Raw genomic sequence first — 18,157 nt, 5'->3', positions numbered from 1 at the left:
TTCTCGCAGCGCAACGCGAGTTCGGCGCCGCGAACAAGGTCCTGTGGAGCAGCTTGGAGTGCTCGCCACCCTGTCAAGGTGGAGGCCGCGGGTTCAAATCCCGTCAGGACCGCAAGTAGGGCCCGCATCCCGGTGGATGCGGGCCTTCTTCGTATCCGGGCACACGACCCCGCAGGCCGCGCCCGCCGCACCCCTCGGGTACGCGGCAGGCCGTGCCCGCGCCGTCCTCCGCGCCGACGCGGCCCGCTCCGCGGTCTCTTGACGGAGTCACATTCCCTCGGTACCCCAGAGGCAGGGTCCGTTGCGGCACGGACCGCTGGAGGTGGCGTATGGCGGCGTCGGCCAGGCACGAGACCCGGGCGCTCCTCCGCGCGCACCTCGCGGCCGCGTCCTCGTACGGCCATCTCACCAGCCGCTGCCCCGCCTGCCACCGGCTGCTGCGGCTGGCGATGGAGAGCGCGCGGCGGCCGCCGGCCGCCGCGGCGAAGGCCCCGCAGTTCCCCGACGCCCGGCAGAAGCCCCTGAGCGGCGCTCTGGCGCCCCGGGAGGCGGTCGAGGTGCTGGAACCGCCGGAGGCGCCCGGCGCGCCGGAGGCCGTGGAACCCGACCACCCCTCGACCGCGTGAGCGAACGCCCCGGCTCCCGAACTCCCGTCCGCGCAGGGCGCGATGAGACCGGAGGCTCCTTTAGCGCACGGCGAGGGTCGGCAACAAGCGCCTTGCAATGTGACGGGTGTCACCGCACGAGTTTGTGAAAGCCCCGTCCTTACACCCCGCCTACAAGCAGTCAATTTAATATGTGCAATTGCACCGCACTCCAGGGCTCACCGCCAGGGATCCGACACGCCTCCCCAGCCTCGGACAAGGCCGCTCACCGGCCCGGTCCGCACCCCCGCCGACCGCACAAAAAAGATCGCGCTGGACCCGGCGGAGTCCAGCGCGATCGACGACGCACCCTGTGCACTTGCCCGACAAAGCTCTGAAGGCTTGGGCGTGGGACCTGTTGGGGCAGGACCCGCGTCGCTTGGAGCTGTTGGTCCCGGACGCGACGACTGGTTGGGGGACCAGCCGGTTTGCCCGGTTATGAAGTTGTTCAGGCCTCGCTGCGCTGCTGCGGGATGCCCGCGAGCAGAGCGCGGACCTCGGCCTCGCGGTAGCGGCGGTGCCCGCCGAGCGTGCGGATCGACGTGAGCTTGCCGGCCTTCGCCCAGCGCGTGACCGTCTTGGGGTCGACGCGGAACATGGTGGCGACCTCAGCCGGGGTCAGCAGCGGCTCGGCATCAGGGGTGCGAGCGGTCATGAGCGGCCTCCTCGGGAGAACCGAACCTTCTCGGTTCTTTCCTCTAAATTCTGCACCTTGACCCGCGTTGCCCGAAATGGCGGACGCGAGTCGAGTCGGTTATAGGACGAACGGCTTGTCCTCGGCACTACAACTACACCATCTGTCCAGCCGCGTCGGCCAAACCGATGGAATTGCCCTCCCAGGTGTTCATCAGCGACGGATGCCGATGGACCATGCCATAGCGGACAGTCACACCACTGTGACGATCAGTCACAGGGCGATCAGGAAGTCACCAGACCCCCCAAAGCGTGCAATGCTGAGATCCCACCCAAGACGGAGCATAAGCGGGCGGAAGGAGCCCTCCCCGGACTCCTTGTCCTATTTTGGCATGAGGGGGGGCAACCTAGGCAAGGGTCAGGTAAGTGCAGTCCATCACCCTTGACACATACGCCCGGATCGTGCCGTACGTCCCGTCAGCTCCGCTAAAGACCCTTGACCGTACGCTGTTCGACGCCTTTCGAGCCGTGATGCAGGTCACTCTCTGACACAGCGTCAGTTGGCCGACCGCCGGTCACGCACCGCGCGCCACCGCTCCACGAGCCGTCCGTACGCCTCCGCGGCCGCCGCCCCGTCCCCCCGGCGCAGCGCCTCGACGCCCTCGGCCACGTCCGCGGCCGAGTGGTCGCCCTCCAGCTCACCGGCCGGCAGCACATGCACCAGACCGCCGTAGTCCAGCTCCACCAGCGAGCGCGGGTGGAACTCCTCCAGCCAGCGGCCCACGTCCACCAGCCCGTCGATCAGCGGCCCCTCGTCGACGGCCTCGCGCAGCGCGCGCAGCGCCCGCGCCACCCGCCGCCGGGCCTGCACCATCGGCGTCCGGTAGCGCAGCGAGGGCTGCTCGTCCCCGAAGGCGGCCGCCGCGTCCCGCGCCCCGGCCGCCGCGCCGCCCACCCCCTTGACGTACTCCCGCTCCTCGTCGGAGACCAGCACGAACCAGTTGATCGGCACCTGCCAGGTGGAGGTGCGGATCCAGGGGCGGGCGTCCGGGTTCCGGGCCAGCCAGCGCTCGTAGTCCTGGGCGGCCTGGCGGCGCACGAGCGGGGGCAGCACCGCGTCCAGGACCACCGCGGGAAGGTCCTCGGCCAGACCGTCCAGGGCCTGCCAGCCGCGCAGCCGGGTCCGCCAGGGGCAGACGCACACCACCCCGTCGACGTCGAGCACGAACGCGTCCCCGCTCTCGTGCACCGGCACCGCCACCGGCGGGGTGGGCAGCAGATCGGCCAGCGAGCGGCGCAGTTCGTCCTGGTAGGAGGGCCGGCCGGGGCGGCGGGCGTAACGCGCCCAGTGGCTGCGCTCCGGCTCCGGGAAGGCGGCCAGCGGCTCGTAGACGCGCAGATAGGTCGCGTACGGGACGACCACGGACGACACCTTGGGCACGCCTGCTCCCTCCCCAGCCCGCCGGGCGCGAAACCCGCCCGGACCGCGCCCGGACGGACGGAAAACCACGGCAAATCGTCCCACGCCCGGGTCGGAAGGTACCTCTAGGGAGGGTGATCCCGACCACTGCGCCGGTGGCGGGGGCGGCCAGGGTCTAATCTCCTGCCACGGCCCCGCCACCCGCACGGGACCGCGACACCACCCGCCGCTACTTACCTGGGAGTCACCACCGTGACCGACGTAACCGGCGCGCACGCTGACGTACTGCACACCCTGTTCCACTCGGAGCAGGGGGGCCACGAACAGGTCGTGCTCTGTCAGGACCGTGCCAGCGGCCTCAAGGCCGTCATCGCCATCCACTCCACCGCCCTCGGACCCGCGCTCGGCGGTACCCGCTTCTACCCGTACGCGAGCGAGGGCGAGGCCGTCGCCGACGCGCTGAACCTCGCCCGCGGCATGTCGTACAAGAACGCCATGGCCGGTCTCGGCCACGGTGGCGGCAAGGCCGTGATCATCGGCGACCCGGAGCTGGTCAAGACCGAGGAGCTGCTGCTCGCCTACGGGCGCTGTGTGGCCTCGCTCGGCGGGCGCTACGTCACCGCGTGCGACGTCGGCACGTACGTCGCCGACATGGACGTGGTGGCGCGCGAGTGCCGCTGGACCACCGGCCGCTCCCCGGAGAACGGCGGCGCGGGCGACTCCTCGGTGCTCACCGCCTTCGGTGTCTACCAGGGCATGCGGGCCAGCGCCCAGCACCTGTGGGGCGACCCGACGCTGCGCGGCCGCAAGGTGGGCGTGGCGGGCGTGGGCAAGGTCGGGCACCACCTGGTGCGGCACCTGCTGGACGAGGGCGCCGAGGTCGTGATCACGGATGTGCGGGCCGAGGCCGTGGACCGGATCGTCGCCGCGCACCCCGAGGTGGCCCGCGCCGCCGACACCGACGCCCTGATCCGCACCGAGGGGGTCGACATCTACGCCCCCTGCGCGCTCGGCGGCGCCCTGAACGACGACTCGGTGCCGGCGCTGACCGCCGCGGTGGTGTGCGGGGCGGCCAACAACCAGCTCGCGCACCCCGGCGTCGAGAAGGACCTTGCCGACCGCGGCATCCTCTACGCGCCGGACTACGTGGTGAACGCGGGCGGGGTCATCCAGGTGGCCGACGAGCTGCACGGCTTCGACTTCGACCGGTGCCGGGCGCAGGCCGCGAAGATCTTCGACACCACGCTCGCGATCTTCGCACGTGCAAAGGAGGATGGCATCCCGCCGGCCGCGGCGGCCGACCGGATCGCCGAGCAGCGGATGGCGGACGCGCGCGCCGCACGGTGACCGCGGGCCCCTCGACGGGGCGTGTCCGGGTGGTACCTGCCGGTGGCCGGGTGGAGAGAACTGTCACTTCCACCGGCGGGTCGCTCCCCGATAAGTGGTTAAAATCGCCACTGACCAGCGAGGACGGGGCTCCTCGAAGGTTCTGCGCACACGCGCGTCCTGCGGGCGACGTACCGTATGGCCGCGGGCTCAGGTACCGTGGAAGCCCTACGGACCGGTCTCTCTGCGGAGAGCCCGTTCCAGATCATGAACGCGTGTCAGACTCTGGGGCCGTTGAGCCCCGTCGTTGAGGGGGTCGAGCCATGGGGCGCGGCCGGGCCAAGGCCAAGCAGACGAAGGTCGCCCGCCAGCTGAAGTACAACAGCGGTGGGACTGACCTCTCACGCCTGGCCGAGGAGCTGGGCGCATCGACGTCGAATCCGGCGCCGCCGACTAACGGCGACCGTTTCGAGGACGATGAGCAAGACGACGACCTGTACGCACGGTACGCCGACCTCTATGAGGACGACGACGAGGACGAGCGCGGCGACTCCTCACAACACCGTCGCGGCGCCTGACATCCGCGGTCGGTTCTGCCGTCCCACGCGCGTCGCCAGGGTCCTTCACTCACCCGGTCCGGTGCTTCCAGCGCCGGACCGGGTTTTGTGCTGCCCGTACCGGCCGCTCAGGCGTGGTCGCCCACCAGGGCCGCACCCGTGGTGTGCTCGCCCCGGGCGGTGATCTCACCGGCGACCCAGGCGTCGACTCCGCGGTCGGCGAGCGTGGTCAGGGCCGCGTCCGCCGACTCCTGCGGCACGACCGCGATCATGCCCACGCCCATGTTCAGGGTCTTCTCCAGCTCCAGCCGCTCCACGTCACCGCTCCGGCCGACCAGGTCGAAGACCGGGGCCGGGGTCCAGGTGGAGCGGTCGACCACGGCGTGCAGTGTGTCCGGGATCACCCGGGCCAGGTTGGCGGCCAGCCCGCCGCCGGTGATGTGGCTGAAGGCGTGCACCTCGGTGGTCCGGGTCAGCGCCAGGCAGTCCAGCGAGTAGATCTTGGTCGGCTCCAGCAGCTCCTCGCCGAGGGTGCGGCCGAAGTCCTCGATGTGCGCGTCCAGGGACAGACCCGCCCGATCGAGCAGCACGTGCCGCACCAGCGAGTACCCGTTGGAGTGAAGTCCGGAGGCCGCCAGGGCGATCACCGCGTCGCCCTCGCGGATGCGGTCGGGGCCGAGCAGCCGGTCGGCCTCCACCACGCCCGTACCGGCACCGGCGACGTCGAAGTCGTCCTCGCCGAGCAGACCGGGGTGCTCGGCCGTCTCGCCGCCCACCAGGGCGCAGCCGGCCAGGACACAGCCCTCCGCGATGCCCTTGACGATGGCGGCGACCCGCTCGGGGTGGACCTTGCCGACGCAGATGTAGTCGGTCATGAACAGCGGTTCGGCGCCGCAGACCACGATGTCGTCCATGACCATGGCGACCAGGTCGTGGCCGATGGTGTCGTACACGCCCAGGCGGCGGGCGAGATCGACCTTGGTGCCGACGCCGTCGGTGGCGGAGGCGAGCAGGGGGCGCTCGTAGCGCTTGAGGGCGGAGGCGTCGAAGAGGCCGGCGAAGCCGCCGAGGCCGCCGAGGACCTCGGGGCGCCGCGTCTTCTTCACCCACTCCTTCATCAGCTCGACGGCGCGGTCGCCCGCTTCGATGTCGACGCCCGCCGCTGCGTAGCTGGCCCCGGTGGTCTCAGACATGACGATGAGAACTTTCGTGTCGTACTGCGGGTGTGACGGGCTGACTACGGGCGACGGATGGCGTCGGCCGCGGCCGTGGCGGCGGGCCCTGCGGCCAGCTCGGTCTCCAGCAGCTGCTTGCCGAGCAGCTCCGGGTCGGGGAGTTCCATCGGGTACTCGCCGTCGAAGCAGGCACGGCACAGGTTCGGCTTGGCGATGGTGGTCGCCTCGATCATGCCGTCGATGGAGATGTACGCCAGGGAGTCGGCGCCCAGCGAGGTGCCGATCTCGTCGATGCTCATGCCGTTGGCGATCAGCTCGGCGCGGGTGGCGAAGTCGATGCCGAAGAAGCACGGCCACTTCACCGGCGGCGAGGAGATCCGGATGTGGACCTCGGCGGCGCCGGCCTCGCGGAGCATGCGCACCAGGGCGCGCTGGGTGTTGCCCCGCACGATCGAGTCGTCGACGACGACCAGGCGCTTGCCCCGGATGACCTCCTTCAGCGGATTCAGCTTCAGCCGGATCCCGAGCTGGCGGATGGTCTGCGAGGGCTGGATGAACGTCCGTCCGACATAGGCGTTCTTGACCAGGCCGGCGCCGAAGGGGATGCCGGACGCCTCCGCGTAGCCGATGGCGGCGGGGGTGCCGGACTCCGGCGTCGCTATGACGAGGTCGGCCTCGGCGGGGGCCTCCTTCGCCAGCCGGCGGCCCATCTCGACCCGGGACAGATAGACGTTGCGTCCGGCGATGTCGGTGTCGGGGCGGGCCAGGTAGACGTACTCGAAGACACAGCCCTTGGGCTTCGCTTCTGCGAATCGCGACGTCCGGAGGCCGTTCTCGTCGATGGCGACGAACTCGCCCGGCTCGATCTCGCGCACATAGCTGGCGCCGCAGATGTCGAGGGCGGCGGACTCGGAGGCGACCACCCAGCCGCGCTCCAGCCGGCCGAGGACCAGCGGGCGGATGCCCTGCGGGTCGCGGGCGGCGTACAGCGTGTGCTCGTCCATGAAGACGAGGCTGAAGGCGCCCTTGACCTGCGGGAGGACGGTGTGGGCCGCCTCCTCGATGGTCAGCGGCTTGCCGTCGGCGTCGACCTGGGCGGCCAGCAGGGCCGTCAGCAGGTCGGTGTCGTTGGTGGCCGCGACCCGGGTCGAGCGGCCGTTGGTGTCCTTGGGCAGGCCGGCGACCATCTCGGCGAGCTGAGCCGTGTTGACCAGGTTGCCGTTGTGGCCGAGCGCGATCGAGCCGTGCGCGGTGGCGCGGAACGTCGGCTGGGCGTTCTCCCACACGGAGGCGCCGGTGGTCGAGTAGCGGGCGTGTCCGACCGCGATATGACCCTGGAGCGAACCGAGCGAGGTCTCGTCGAAGACCTGGGAGACAAGGCCCATGTCCTTGAAGACGAGGATCTGGGAGCCGTTGCTGACCGCGATTCCCGCGGATTCCTGGCCCCGATGCTGGAGGGCGTAGAGCCCGAAGTACGTGAGCTTTGCGACCTCTTCGCCCGGAGCCCAGACACCGAAGACGCCGCATGCGTCCTGGGGGCCTTTCTCGCCGGGGAGCAGATCGTGATTGAGTCGACCGTCACCACGTGGCACGGCTCCGAGTGTAGGCGAGGTCGACCACTGGTCCGAATTGGGGAATGTCAAAAAAACATCGCCCCGCCCCGCCCCGTGACTGCGACCACTGCCCAACTCTCGGTATTCCCCCAGGTCAGAGGGGTCACTCTGGGGGGCATGGGCGGAACGTCCGGTTGACGCGTCCCGCACGACGGGCGCCGTCGGGGCGGGGACGAGTGAGGTGTCGCACATCCCGCGGCGCGTGAACGCCCCTCGGCGCATCGGCTCGGGACACCGGCTCAGGACATCAGCGGCAGCAGCCCGCCGAGGTCGGCCCGCTCGCCGCTCGCGGTGGTCCCGGGCCGGGCGAGCGCGTCCCGCCAGGCGATGCGGCCGGTGGCGAGGCGGAGCCAGGTCAGCGGGTCGGTCTCCACGACGTTGGGCGGGGTGCCGCGGGTGTGCCGGGGGCCCTCGACGCACTGGACGACGGCGTACGGCGGGATCCGCACCTCGGTGGAACCGCCGGGCGCCTTGTGGGCCAGGGCGTCGGCGAGCAGGCGGGTGGCGGCGGCGAGCGCCTGGCGGTCGTACGGGACGTCCAGGCCCGGCACCGCGGCGTTCAGGTCGTCGGTGTGGACGACGAGTTCGACGGCGCGGGTGACGAGGTAGTCGGCGAGCGGCAGGGCGCCCGCGTTGGTGGCCAGCAGGCGGTTGCCCGGGTGGGCGGCCAGCCGGGCGCGCAACTCCTGCCCCACACCGTCGAGATAGGCGCCGGGATCGGGGTGCTCGGCGGCGATCCGCCGGGTGAACGCGTCGATGGCCGGGGCGCTGTCCGAGGTCGCGAACGGCCAGTCGAGCAGGGCGGTGTCCTGCCGGGCGGGCTCGGGCAGGTCCAGGGCGCGGCCGATCGCGGTGGCCGCCATGCCGATGTGCGCGATCAGTTCCCGGACCGTCCAGTCCCCGAGCCGGGTGGGCGACGCGAGCTGTTCCGGGGGCAGGCCGCGCACGGCGTCCCGTACGGCGTCGAGCTGGGCGAGGACCGCCGTGCGGGTCCGGATCGGGTCGTAGGTCCTGGTGCGCTTCTTGGCCGGGGGCATGGCGGTGAGCCTATGCCGGGACGGCACGGGCGCTCAGGGCCTTTTCGACGGGGACGCGGGCGCGCGTTCGCGTTCGCGGTCGGCGTCGGCGTCGGCGTCGGAGTCAGGAACGGGCAGCCCTGCTGCCCGCCGAGCCCGCCGCGGCGCAGGGGCGGCGCGACGAACCGGATCCCGGCCTGTCCCCGGCCTGTCCTCGGCCTGTCCCCGGGACGGGTCCGGCCCGGGTCCGGGCACGCCGGAGGGCCCGGTCGCCGGAGCGACCGGGCCTCGCGGCCGCCGCGTGCGGCGGACCGGCTCAGGCGAGCAGCGCCGGGATGGTGCCCTCGTGGGCCTCGCGCAGCTCGTCCAGCGTCAGCGCGAACGCGCCCTGCACCTCGACCGTGTCACCGTCGACGACACCGATCCGGGCGGCGGGCAGACCGCGCGCGCCGCACATGTCGGTGAAGCGGACCTCCTCCGAGCGCGGCACGGAGACGATCGCGCGCCCGGCCGACTCGGAGAGCAGGAAGGTGAACGCGTCCAGGCCGTCCGGGACGACCAGCCGCGCGCCCTTGCCGCCGAGCAGCGCGGACTCCACGACGGCCTGGACCAGACCGCCGTCGGACAGGTCGTGCGCGGAGTCGACCATGCCGTCGCGGGAGGCGGAGATCAGGATCTCGGCCAGCAGCCGCTCGCGCTCCAGGTCGACCTGGGGCGGCAGACCGCCGAGGTGGTCGTGGACCACCTGCGACCAGGCCGAACCGCCGAACTCCTCGCGGGTGTCGCCGAGGAGGTAGATCAGCTGGCCCTCCTCCTGGAAGGCGGCCGGGGTGCGGCGGGCCACGTCGTCGATCACACCGAGGACGGCGACGACCGGCGTCGGGTGGATGGCCGCCTCGCCGGTCTGGTTGTAGAGCGAGACGTTGCCGCCGGTCACCGGCGTGCCGAGCTGGAGGCAGCCGTCCGCGAGACCGCGCACGGCCTCGGTGAACTGCCACATGACCGCCGGGTCCTCGGGCGAGCCGAAGTTCAGGCAGTCGGAGACCGCCAGCGGCCTGGCGCCGGTGGTGGCGACATTGCGGTACGCCTCCGCCAGCGCGAGCTGCGCGCCGGTGTACGGGTCGAGCTTGGCGTAGCGGCCGTTGCCGTCCGTGGCGAGGGCGACGCCGAGGCCGGTCTCCTCGTCGATGCGGATCATGCCGGAGTCCTCGGGCATGGCCAGCACGGTGTTGCCCTGCACGAAGTGGTCGTACTGCTGGGTGATCCACTTCTTGGACGCCTGGTTCGGCGAGGCCACCAGCTTCAGGACCTGCGCCTTCAGCTCCTCGGCCGACTCCGGCCGGGGCAGCTTGTTCGCGTCGTCGGCCTGGAGGGCGTCCTGCCAGGACGGGCGGGCGTAGGGGCGCTCGTAGACGGGGCCCTCGTGCGCGACCGTGCGCGGGTCGACATCGACGATCTTGCCGCCGTGCCAGTAGATCTCCAGGCGGTCGCCGTCGGTGACCTCACCGATGACGGTGGCGATGACGTCCCACTTGGCGCAGATCTCCAGGAACCGGTCGACCTTCTCCGGCTCCACGACCGCGCACATGCGCTCCTGCGACTCGCTCATGAGGATCTCCTCGGGCGAGAGCGTCGAGTCGCGCAGCGGGACGTCGTCCAGGGTGACCCGCATGCCGCCGGAGCCGTTGGAGGCCAGCTCGGAGGTGGCGCAGGACAGACCGGCCGCGCCGAGGTCCTGGATGCCGACGACCAGCTTCTCGGCGAACGCCTCCAGGGTGCACTCGATGAGCAGCTTCTCCTGGAAGGGGTCGCCGACCTGGACGGCGGGGCGCTTGGACGGCTTGGCGTCGTCGAAGGTCTCGGAGGCGAGGATGGAGGCGCCGCCGATGCCGTCGCCGCCGGTCCTGGCCCCGTACAGGATGACCTTGTTGCCCGCGCCGGACGCCTTGGCGAGGTGGATGTCCTCGTGCTTCATGACGCCGATGGCACCGGCGTTGACCAGCGGGTTGCCCTGGTAGCAAGCGTCGAAGACGACCTCGCCGCCGATGTTGGGCAGGCCCAGGCAGTTGCCGTAGCCGCCGATGCCCGCGACCACGCCGGGCAGCACCCGCTTGGTGTCGGGGTGGTCGGCGGCGCCGAAGCGCAGCGGGTCCACGACGGCGACCGGGCGGGCGCCCATCGCGATGATGTCGCGCACGATGCCGCCGACGCCGGTGGCCGCGCCCTGGTAGGGCTCCACGTACGAGGGGTGGTTGTGCGACTCCACCTTGAAGGTGACGGCGTAGCCCTGGCCGACGTCCACCACACCGGCGTTCTCGCCGATGCCGACGAGCATCGCGTCGGACTCGGGGGCCTTCTCGCCGAACTGGCGCAGATGGACCTTGGAGGACTTGTACGAGCAGTGCTCGGACCACATCACGGAGTACATGGCCAGCTCGGCACCGGTCGGGCGGCGGCCGAGGATCTCCACGACCCGCTCGTACTCGTCCTTCTTCAGGCCCAGTTCGGCCCAGGGCAGCTCGACGTCGGGGGTCGCGGCCGCGTGCTCGACCGTGTCCAGAGGCGTCCTGCTCATGCGGTGACCAGCTTCTTGAGGATCGAGGTGAAGAACGGGAGGCCGTCGGTACGGCCGGTGCCGATCAGCGGCTCGGTGGCGTGCTCGGGGTGCGGCATCAGGCCGACCACGTTGCCGGCCTCGTTGGTGACGCCGGCGATGTCGTTGAGCGAGCCGTTGGGGTTGACGTCGAGGTAGCGGAAGGCGACCCGCCCCTCGGCCTCCAGCTTGTCCAGCGTGTACCGGTCGGCCACATAGCGGCCGTCCATGTTCTTCAGCGGGATGTGGATCTCCTGGCCGGCCGTGTAGTCGGCGGTCCAGGCGGTCTCCGCGTTCTCCACCCGCAGCTTCTGGTCGCGGCAGATGAAGTGCAGGTGGTCGTTGCCGAGCATGCCGCCGGGGAGCAGGTGGGCCTCGGTGAGGACCTGGAAGCCGTTGCAGATGCCGAGGACCGGCAGACCGGCCTTCGCCTGCTCGATGACGGTCTCCATCACCGGCGAGAAGCGGGAGATGGCACCGGCCCGCAGATAGTCGCCGTAGGAGAAGCCGCCGGGCAGGACGACCGCGTCGACCTGCCTGAGGTCCTTGTCCTTGTGCCAGAGGGCGACCGGTTCGGCGCCCGCCAGACGGATCGCCCGCTGGGTGTCGCGGTCGTCGAGGCTGCCCGGAAAAGTGACGACGCCAATACGAGCGGTCACTTCGCGGCCCCCGCAACCACGTCGTCGGACTCGACCTTGACGGTGAAGTCCTCGATGACGGTGTTGGCGAGGAAGGATTCGGCAAGATCGTGAATGCGGGCGAGCGCGGCCTCGTCGACGGGCCCGTCCACTTCCAGTTCGAATCGCTTTCCCTGACGTACGTCGGAGATGCCGTCGAAACCCAGGCGCGGCAGTGCGCGCTGCACCGCCTGGCCCTGGGGGTCGAGGATCTCCGGCTTGAGCATGACGTCGACTACGACGCGTGCCACTGGCACTCCCGGTGTGTGGTGCTGAGCAGGTTCCTTCAGACTACCCGCACAAAATTTCTACGCGGGTAGACCTGTAGGAAAGTACGTGACGCCGGTCACGATCGGGCCTCGATCGGGGGGCTTCGTGAAAAGTTCTGGGAAAGTTCGGCGTTCCGTCTCGCATCGGGTATTGCACTGTGCCACGCGGGGACACGCGGACAGATTTAGTCGGGGCTTCACTTCACAATGCTCGGCACTGTACAAATGAATTGGCAACAGCCGATACTTTTCCCGATAACCGGCGGACAGCCGGCATCTCCGAACGTCCCCGCATGTCATGGCGGAGCAGATGGGCGCGGAGGTGCCGAACGAAGGGACCGATATTCGTGGCGCAGCGTGTCGTGGTCACTCTCTTTGACGACATCGACGGCTCGGAAGCGGCGGAGACGATCGCCTTCGGACTCGACGGCAGGTTCTACGAGATCGACCTGAACCAAACCCATGCCAAGAAACTGCGTAAGGCGCTGGAGCCCTACGTCGAGGCGGGCCGCAAGCGGTCCAGGTCGGGCAAGGCCTACCGGCAGACGGAGGTGGCCCCCGACCCGGCCGCCGTCCGGGCCTGGGCACAGGCCAACAAGATGGACGTGCCGGCCCGCGGACGCATCCCCAAGAAGGTCTACGAGGCGTTCAGCGCGGCCCAGTGACGGGCGGCGGTCCGGGCCGGACGCCCGGACGGACGCCGCAGGAGCGGCCCCAGGGACCGTCAGCGGCCCCTGGGAGCAGCCGACTTGCGTTACCCCCCTGCTGATCAGCTAATGTCTGGAGCACGCCGAGGGGCGAGGCCGAAAGGCCGAGACCCACGGACTACATGCGGGTGTAGTTCAGTAGTAGAACATCCCCCTTCCAGGGGGAAGGCGCAGTGTGCGATCCCTGTCACCCGCTCTGCACCGCTGGTCCGACCACGCAAGTGGATCAGGTAGGCTGGTGCTCGCACCGATCGGTGAGAGCCGGTCGGAGGCAATGCGGACGTAGCTCAGTTGGTAGAGCGCAACCTTGCCAAGGTTGAGGTCGCGAGTTCGAGCCTCGTCGTCCGCTCGGGAATGAGACCCCGGTCCATCGGACCGGGGTCTTTTCGTGTCCCGTACCCGGTCCGCACACTCTTCCCCGCTCACGCCCTGCCCGCTTCCCCGCTCGCGACTGACATTTGTCATTCCGTCCGATGACATCGCGCACTGCGCGGAGCCCGCGCCCGCCCCGACGCTGGAGCCATGGACAGGAACGAACACGAGCACGTGATTGAGGTCACCGACCTACGACGTGTGTACGGGGGCGGGTTCGAGGCCGTACGCGGCATCACGTTTCACGTGAAACAAGGAGAGATCTTCGCCCTGCTCGGCACCAACGGCGCCGGAAAGACCTCGACGGTCGAGGTGCTGGAGGGGCTGGCCGCGCCGTCCGCGGGGCACGTCCGGGTGCTGGGCCACGACCCCTTCACCGAGCGGGCCGCCGTACGGCCGCGTACCGGCGTGATGCTCCAGGAGGGCGGCTTCCCCTCCGAACTGACCGTCAGCGAGACCACACGGATGTGGGCCGGCTGTGTGAGCGGCGCCCGCGACCCCCGGGAAGCCCTCGCCCTGGTCGGTCTGGAGCGGCGCGCGGACGTCCGAGTGAAGCAGTTGTCCGGGGGTGAGCGGCGCCGGCTGGACCTGGCGCTCGCCCTGCTCGGCGACCCCGAGGTGCTGTTCCTGGACGAGCCGACCACCGGGCTGGACGCCGAGGGCCGACGGGACACCTGGGACCTGGTCCGGTCACTGCGGGACGCGGGCACCACCGTGCTGCTCACCACGCACTATCTGGAGGAGGCCGAGGGGCTCGCCGACCGGCTCGCGATCCTGCACGAGGGACGCATCGCCGTGTCCGGCACCCCGGCCGAGGTCACGGCCGCCCAGCCGTCCCGGATCTCCTTCGAGCTGCCCGCCGGCTACTTCCCCGGCGACCTCCCGCCGCTCGCCGCCCTGGGGGTGTGCGGGCACGACGTGCAGGGCCGCGTCCTGCGGCTGCACACCCGGGAGTTGCAGCGCACCGCCACCGAACTGCTCCTGTGGGCCCAGCGGTCCGGGCTCGCCCTGCACGGCCTGGACGCCCGGTCGGCCTCACTGGAGGAGGCGTTCCTGACCATCGCCCGCGAGGTATCGGCACCCGGGGAGCCCGCGGAGCCGAGGAAGCCGGAGCACGCCGTATGACCAGCATCGCCACCCCCACCGGCGCGGCCCGCGCCGACCGGACTACCAGCACGCCGATGAGCCGTATGACCGCCCTCGCCCGCGCCGAACTGACCCTGTTCGTACGGAGCCGGAGCACCCTCGTCGCCGCCGGACTCGTCCCGCTGGTGCTGCCGTTCAGCCTGCACTCGGCGGCCGAGGGGATGAACCTCAAGGACGCCGGGCTCACCGTCGGGCTCGTCATGCTGCCCGCCGCCCTCGGCTTCTCCCTGCTGTTCGCCGTGTACTCCACACTCGTCGGCGTGTTCGTCGCCCGGCGCGAGCAGCTCGTCCTCAAGCGGCTGCGCACCGGTGAGGCGCGGGACACCGAGATCCTCGCCGGGACCGCGCTCCCGGCGCTCGTCACTGGGCTCGGGCAGTCACTGATCCTCATTGCCGCCTGTACGGCCCTGCTGCATGTGCCCGCCCCGCACGCGCCCCACCTCGCCGTGCTCGGCCTGCTGCTGGGGCTGGCGCTGTGCCTGACCCTGGCTGCGGTCACCGCGGGCCTGACCCGCACCACGGAGAGCGCCCAGGTCACCTCGATCCCGCTGATCATGGTGTCGGCGGTGGGCTCGGGGATCGCCGTCCCGCTGGAGATCCTTCCCGACCGGCTGGCCCACCTGTGCGAACTGCTCCCCCTGACCCCGGCGATCACCCTGCTGCGCGGCGGCTGGACCGGCGGGCTCAGCGGGTTCGAGGTGCTGCGGGCCCTGGTCCTCGCCCTGGTCTGGCTGACGCTCGCGGTGTTCGCTGTGCGACGGTGGTTCCGCTGGGAGCCCCGGCGCTGAGACACGGGCCGGTACGAACGGCACGAAGGCAACGGGCGGAACAGGTGGAACAGGCGGAACGGATGGGCGGAGAAGCGCGATGTTCGACGGCATCCGGCGGTGGCAGCGGCGGCAGTGGCGGGAGCGCAGCAAGGCGGAACGGGTCGAGCTGCACAGCGTGATCATGCTGTGCGCGGCGGAGTGGGTGTTCTCGCTCACCTGGATGGCACCCCCGGTCGTCGCCGGGGTGCGCCACCGGCCGCTGCCCCTCGTCCTCGCGGGGCTGGTGATCGTCGTCGGTGTGCTCCAGTGCGCGGCCGCCAACCGGCTCGCCCAGCCCGCCTTCGACCACTTCCTGGGCCGCGGCCGACTGTCCGGACGCGCGCTGAGGACCTCCTTGGGGCTGCTGGTCGCGGCGCTCGTCCTGCCGTTCGCGCTGGTCGCCGCCGACGGGATCGACCCCTGGGCGGCCCGGCTCGCGGTCGGCGCCGCCCTGCTGATGTTCGGCCTCGTCTACGCGCTGATCGTGTCCGTCCCCGTGTTCCTGCGCCGGTCCGCCGTGGTGGGGCTGCTCGTCATGGCGGCGGACGCTCTCACCGTCCAGGAGCCCGCCGACGTTCTGATGATCGCGGTGCTGGTCGCCTTCACCATCGGCTTCGCGCTGCTGGCCGCGCGTTGCAGCGCCTGGACGCTGTCCGTGCTGTGGGAGGCCGAACGCGCCCGCGAGGTCGAGGCGCGGCTGGCCGTCGCCGAGGAGCGGCTGCGCTTCGGACGGGATCTGCACGACGTGCTGGGCCGCAATCTCGCGGTGATCGCGCTGAAGGCGGAGCTGGCCGTGCAGTGGGGACGGCGCGGACGGCCCGACGCGGTGGAGCAGATGATCGAGGTGCAGCGGCTGGCTCAGGAGTCCCAGCGGGAGGTGCGTGCCGTGGTCCGCGGCTACCGGGAGGCCGACCTCGGGGCGGAACTCGCCGGTGCCCAGGGGGTGCTGGCCGCCGCGGGCATCGACTGCGCCGTCACCGGCTCGGCCACCCGGCTGCCCGCCGCGGCGCAGTCCGCGCTCGGCTGGGTGGTCCGCGAGGCCGCCACCAATGTGCTGCGGCACGGCGACGCGCGGCAGTGCGCCATCTCCCTTCGGGTACGCGACGGCCGGGCCGAGCTGACGGTCGAGAACGACGGCGTGCCCGAGACGCCGCCCGGCGGCCGGCCGGGCTCCGGCCTCGCGGGGCTGCGCGAACGTCTCTCGGAGCTCGACGGCCTGCTGCACGCGGGCCCCGCGGGCCCCGGCCGCTTCCGGCTGACCGCCGAGGTGCCGCTCCCGGCCGAGGCGGTCCGGACACGGTCCGGACCGGAAGGGGAACCAGGGCCGGGGGCGGAGTCGGTGTCGGTGCCGGAGCAGAAGGCAGCACAGAAGCTGGTGTCGGAGTCGGAGTCGGAGTCGGAGTCGATGGAGGGTGACATGGCGGAGGAGACACGGTCGGTGCGTGGGGCCGGTGGGATCGGCAGATGACGACGTACCGCGAGGCCGGGCCCGTACGGCTGCTGCTGGCCGACGACGAACACCTCATCCGGGGCGCGCTCGCCGCGCTGCTCTCGCTGGAGGACGACCTGCTGGTGGTCGCGGAGGCGGCGAGCGGCCCCGAGGCGCTGGCCATGGCACGCGCGCACGAACCCGATGTCGCCGTCCTGGATCTCCAGATGCCGGGCGCCGACGGTGTGAAGGTCGCCACATCGCTGCGGACGGAACTGCCCGACTGCCGGGTGCTGATCGTGACCGGCCATGGCCGCCCGGGGCATCTGAAGCGGGCGCTGGCCGCGGGTGTGCGCGGCTTCGTGCCCAAGACGGTCAGCGCCCAGCGGCTCGCCGAGATCATCCGTACCGTCCACGGCGGAAACCGCTACATCGACCCGGAGTTGGCCGCCGACGCAATCTCCGCCGGTGACTCCCCGCTGACCGCGCGGGAGGCGGAGGTGCTGGAACTCGCGGCGGACGGCGCCCCCGTCACGGAGATCGCCGAGCGGGCCGCGCTCTCCCCCGGCACCGTCCGCAACTACCTGTCGTCGGCCGTGACCAAGCTGGGCGCAGAGAACCGGCATGCCGCGGTGCGGCTCGCCCGCGAGCGAGGTTGGGTATAGTTGCTCTCGCGCCACGGCGCACTGCGGACGTAGCTCAGTTGGTAGAGCGCAACCTTGCCAAGGTTGAGGTCGCGAGTTCGAGCCTCGTCGTCCGCTCCAGCAAGAAGCCCCCCGGTCTCGGCCGGGGGGCTTCTTCGTGCTCTAGGACCAGCTCGTGCCGGTCAGCCGCTCGTACGCCTCCACGTACTTGCCCCGGGTCGCCTCCACCACCGCTTCGGGCAGCGGCGGCGGGGGCTGCTCACCGGTGCGGTCCCAGCCGGACTCCGCGGAGGCCAGCCAGTCCCGCACGAACTGCTTGTCGTACGACGGCTGCGCGCGCCCCGGCTGCCACTGGTCGGCGGGCCAGAAGCGGGAGGAGTCCGGTGTGAGCACCTCGTCCGCGAGGACCAGCGTCTCCCCCTCGAAGCCGAACTCGAACTTGGTGTCGGCGAGGAGGATCCCCCGCTCCCGGGCGATGTCCCGGGCCCGGCCGTAGACGGCGAGGGTCGTCTGGCGCAGCTTCGCTGCCGTCTCGGCGCCGACCTGGCGGGCCACCTCCTCGTAGGAGACGTTCTCGTCGTGCTCGCCGACCTCGGCCTTGGTGGCCGGGGTGAAGATCGGGGCGGGCAGCTCGGAGCCGTCGACGAGGCCCTCGGGGAGGGCGAGGCCGCACACCGTGCGGGAGGCGTTGTACTCGGCCAGGCCCGAGCCGGTGAGGTAGCCGCGGGCCACGCACTCCACCGGGACCATCCGCAGCGACGTGCAGACGAGCGTGCGCCCGGCCCAGTCGGCGGGGGCGCCCTCGGGGACGTCGGTGCTGATGACGTGGTGGGGGACGAGGTCGGCGAGCCGGTCGAACCACCACAGGGAGAGCCGCGTGAGAATGCGCCCCTTGTCGGGGATCTCGGTGGGCAGCACCCAGTCGTAGGCGGACATGCGGTCGCTGGCGACCATCACGAGGTCGCCCGCCTCGTTCTGGTACAGGTCGCGCACCTTGCCGGTGTGCAGATGCACCAGACCCGGAACCTGGATCGGCTCGGGCTTTTCGACGAATCCGGACACGGTTCCTCCCCGTGGTTCTGTCCAATGGCTCGATTCTCCCGTATCGGACACGGGCCGCGGACAGC

The 18,157-nt window shown here is 71.2% G+C and carries 17 protein-coding genes and 4 tRNA genes; 12 read left to right on the top strand and 9 right to left on the bottom strand.

Features of this window, described 5'->3' with window-relative positions:
- The first annotated feature begins 37 nt into the window (after positions 1-37).
- Positions 38-112 (top strand) — tRNA-Asp (locus B086_RS0110635).
- A 217-nt stretch (positions 113-329) separates the two neighbouring features.
- Positions 330-626 carry a DUF6274 family protein gene (locus B086_RS0110630; protein WP_018566390.1) on the top strand — a complete coding sequence of 99 codons (297 nt, stop codon included), beginning with the start codon at positions 330-332 and terminating at the stop codon, positions 624-626.
- A gap of 466 nt (positions 627-1,092) precedes the next feature.
- On the opposite strand, the gene bldC is transcribed toward B086_RS0110630, so the two are convergent.
- Both bldC and B086_RS0110615 read right to left on the bottom strand, forming a co-directional pair.
- A complete protein-coding gene (gene bldC, locus B086_RS0110625) occupies positions 1,093-1,299 on the bottom strand; it encodes a developmental transcriptional regulator BldC (RefSeq protein ID WP_003949541.1) in 207 nt (68 codons plus the stop codon).
- A gap of 534 nt (positions 1,300-1,833) precedes the next feature.
- Positions 1,834-2,718, bottom strand: a complete 885-nt coding sequence (locus B086_RS0110615; RefSeq protein ID WP_018566388.1) for a hypothetical protein — start codon at positions 2,716-2,718, stop codon at positions 1,834-1,836.
- 231 nt (positions 2,719-2,949) lie between these two features.
- Here B086_RS0110615 and B086_RS0110610 point away from each other — a divergent pair, with 231 nt between their 5' ends.
- Complete coding sequence (locus B086_RS0110610; protein WP_018566387.1) at positions 2,950-4,044, top strand: Leu/Phe/Val dehydrogenase; 1,095 nt, start codon at positions 2,950-2,952, stop codon at positions 4,042-4,044.
- Positions 4,045-4,346: 302 nt separating this feature from the next.
- Positions 4,347-4,601 (top strand): DUF3073 domain-containing protein, encoded by a 255-nt coding sequence (locus tag B086_RS0110605; RefSeq protein WP_018566386.1) that lies wholly within the window; start codon positions 4,347-4,349, stop codon positions 4,599-4,601.
- Positions 4,602-4,708: 107 nt separating this feature from the next.
- Here B086_RS0110605 and purM read toward each other — a convergent pair whose 3' ends face one another.
- The 6 genes from purM to purS form a co-directional block, all read right to left on the bottom strand.
- Complete coding sequence (gene purM, locus B086_RS0110600) at positions 4,709-5,773, bottom strand: phosphoribosylformylglycinamidine cyclo-ligase (protein WP_018566385.1); 1,065 nt, start codon at positions 5,771-5,773, stop codon at positions 4,709-4,711.
- Positions 5,774-5,817: 44 nt separating this feature from the next.
- Entirely contained in the window at positions 5,818-7,347 is a 1,530-nt protein-coding gene (gene purF, locus B086_RS0110595) for an amidophosphoribosyltransferase (RefSeq protein WP_018566384.1), read from the bottom strand.
- Positions 7,348-7,607: 260 nt separating this feature from the next.
- Positions 7,608-8,405, bottom strand: a complete 798-nt coding sequence (locus tag B086_RS0110590) for a maleylpyruvate isomerase family mycothiol-dependent enzyme (RefSeq protein ID WP_018566383.1) — start codon at positions 8,403-8,405, stop codon at positions 7,608-7,610.
- 295 nt (positions 8,406-8,700) lie between these two features.
- Complete coding sequence (gene purL / locus B086_RS39715; protein WP_018566382.1) at positions 8,701-10,959, bottom strand: phosphoribosylformylglycinamidine synthase subunit PurL; 2,259 nt, start codon at positions 10,957-10,959, stop codon at positions 8,701-8,703.
- Positions 10,956-11,636 carry a phosphoribosylformylglycinamidine synthase subunit PurQ gene (purQ, locus tag B086_RS0110580; RefSeq protein ID WP_018566381.1) on the bottom strand — a complete coding sequence of 227 codons (681 nt, stop codon included), beginning with the start codon at positions 11,634-11,636 and terminating at the stop codon, positions 10,956-10,958. The genes purL and purQ overlap by 4 nt, the downstream gene beginning before the upstream one ends.
- Positions 11,633-11,905 carry a phosphoribosylformylglycinamidine synthase subunit PurS gene (gene purS / locus B086_RS0110575; protein ID WP_018566380.1) on the bottom strand — a complete coding sequence of 91 codons (273 nt, stop codon included), beginning with the start codon at positions 11,903-11,905 and terminating at the stop codon, positions 11,633-11,635. The genes purQ and purS overlap by 4 nt, the downstream gene beginning before the upstream one ends.
- A 365-nt stretch (positions 11,906-12,270) precedes the next feature.
- On the opposite strand from purS, the gene B086_RS0110570 reads away from it, so the two are divergent.
- The 8 genes from B086_RS0110570 (at position 12,271) to B086_RS0110535 (ending at position 17,150) form a co-directional block, all read left to right on the top strand.
- Positions 12,271-12,588 (top strand): histone-like nucleoid-structuring protein Lsr2, encoded by a 318-nt coding sequence (locus B086_RS0110570; RefSeq protein ID WP_018566379.1) that lies wholly within the window; start codon positions 12,271-12,273, stop codon positions 12,586-12,588.
- Between the two features lie 166 nt (positions 12,589-12,754).
- Positions 12,755-12,826, top strand: a tRNA-Gly gene (locus tag B086_RS0110565).
- Positions 12,827-12,906: 80 nt separating this feature from the next.
- A tRNA-Gly gene (locus tag B086_RS0110560) sits at positions 12,907-12,979 on the top strand.
- 173 nt (positions 12,980-13,152) lie between these two features.
- Entirely contained in the window at positions 13,153-14,127 is a 975-nt protein-coding gene (locus B086_RS0110555) for an ABC transporter ATP-binding protein (RefSeq protein ID WP_018566378.1), read from the top strand.
- Positions 14,124-14,936, top strand: coding sequence for an ABC transporter permease (locus B086_RS0110550; RefSeq protein ID WP_018566377.1), 813 nt, complete (start codon positions 14,124-14,126; stop codon positions 14,934-14,936). Before B086_RS0110555 ends, B086_RS0110550 begins: the two co-directional genes overlap by 4 nt.
- A gap of 79 nt (positions 14,937-15,015) precedes the next feature.
- Positions 15,016-16,425, top strand: a complete 1,410-nt coding sequence (locus B086_RS39710) for a sensor histidine kinase (RefSeq protein ID WP_018566376.1) — start codon at positions 15,016-15,018, stop codon at positions 16,423-16,425.
- Positions 16,422-17,051 (top strand): response regulator transcription factor, encoded by a 630-nt coding sequence (locus tag B086_RS0110540; RefSeq protein WP_018566375.1) that lies wholly within the window; start codon positions 16,422-16,424, stop codon positions 17,049-17,051. Before B086_RS39710 ends, B086_RS0110540 begins: the two co-directional genes overlap by 4 nt.
- Positions 17,052-17,074: 23 nt before the next feature.
- A tRNA-Gly gene (locus B086_RS0110535) sits at positions 17,075-17,150 on the top strand.
- A 42-nt stretch (positions 17,151-17,192) separates the two neighbouring features.
- Here B086_RS0110535 and B086_RS0110530 read toward each other — a convergent pair.
- Positions 17,193-18,092 (bottom strand): phosphoribosylaminoimidazolesuccinocarboxamide synthase, encoded by a 900-nt coding sequence (locus B086_RS0110530; RefSeq protein WP_018566374.1) that lies wholly within the window; start codon positions 18,090-18,092, stop codon positions 17,193-17,195.
- Between the last annotated feature and the right edge of the window lie 65 nt (positions 18,093-18,157).

The organism is Streptomyces sp. PsTaAH-124 (genome assembly GCF_000373685.1).
Taxonomy (GTDB): Bacteria; Actinomycetota; Actinomycetes; order Streptomycetales; family Streptomycetaceae; genus Streptomyces; species Streptomyces andamanensis.
The sequence above is the reverse complement of the archived record's forward strand: the minus strand, read 5'-3'. Positions and strand labels throughout refer to the sequence as shown.

Coding starts and splice junctions, on each gene's coding strand:
- B086_RS0110550 (WP_018566377.1), top strand. CDS start 14,124: ATGACCAGCATCGCCACCCCCACCGGCGCGGCCCGCGCCGACCGGACT.
- B086_RS0110605 (WP_018566386.1), top strand. CDS start 4,347: ATGGGGCGCGGCCGGGCCAAGGCCAAGCAGACGAAGGTCGCCCGCCAG.
- B086_RS39710 (WP_018566376.1), top strand. CDS start 15,016: ATGTTCGACGGCATCCGGCGGTGGCAGCGGCGGCAGTGGCGGGAGCGC.
- B086_RS0110590 (WP_018566383.1), bottom strand. CDS start 8,405: ATGCCCCCGGCCAAGAAGCGCACCAGGACCTACGACCCGATCCGGACC.
- B086_RS0110555 (WP_018566378.1), top strand. CDS start 13,153: ATGGACAGGAACGAACACGAGCACGTGATTGAGGTCACCGACCTACGA.
- bldC (WP_003949541.1), bottom strand. CDS start 1,299: ATGACCGCTCGCACCCCTGATGCCGAGCCGCTGCTGACCCCGGCTGAG.
- B086_RS0110630 (WP_018566390.1), top strand. CDS start 330: ATGGCGGCGTCGGCCAGGCACGAGACCCGGGCGCTCCTCCGCGCGCAC.
- B086_RS0110540 (WP_018566375.1), top strand. CDS start 16,422: ATGACGACGTACCGCGAGGCCGGGCCCGTACGGCTGCTGCTGGCCGAC.
- purM (WP_018566385.1), bottom strand. CDS start 5,773: ATGTCTGAGACCACCGGGGCCAGCTACGCAGCGGCGGGCGTCGACATC.
- purL (WP_018566382.1), bottom strand. CDS start 10,959: ATGAGCAGGACGCCTCTGGACACGGTCGAGCACGCGGCCGCGACCCCC.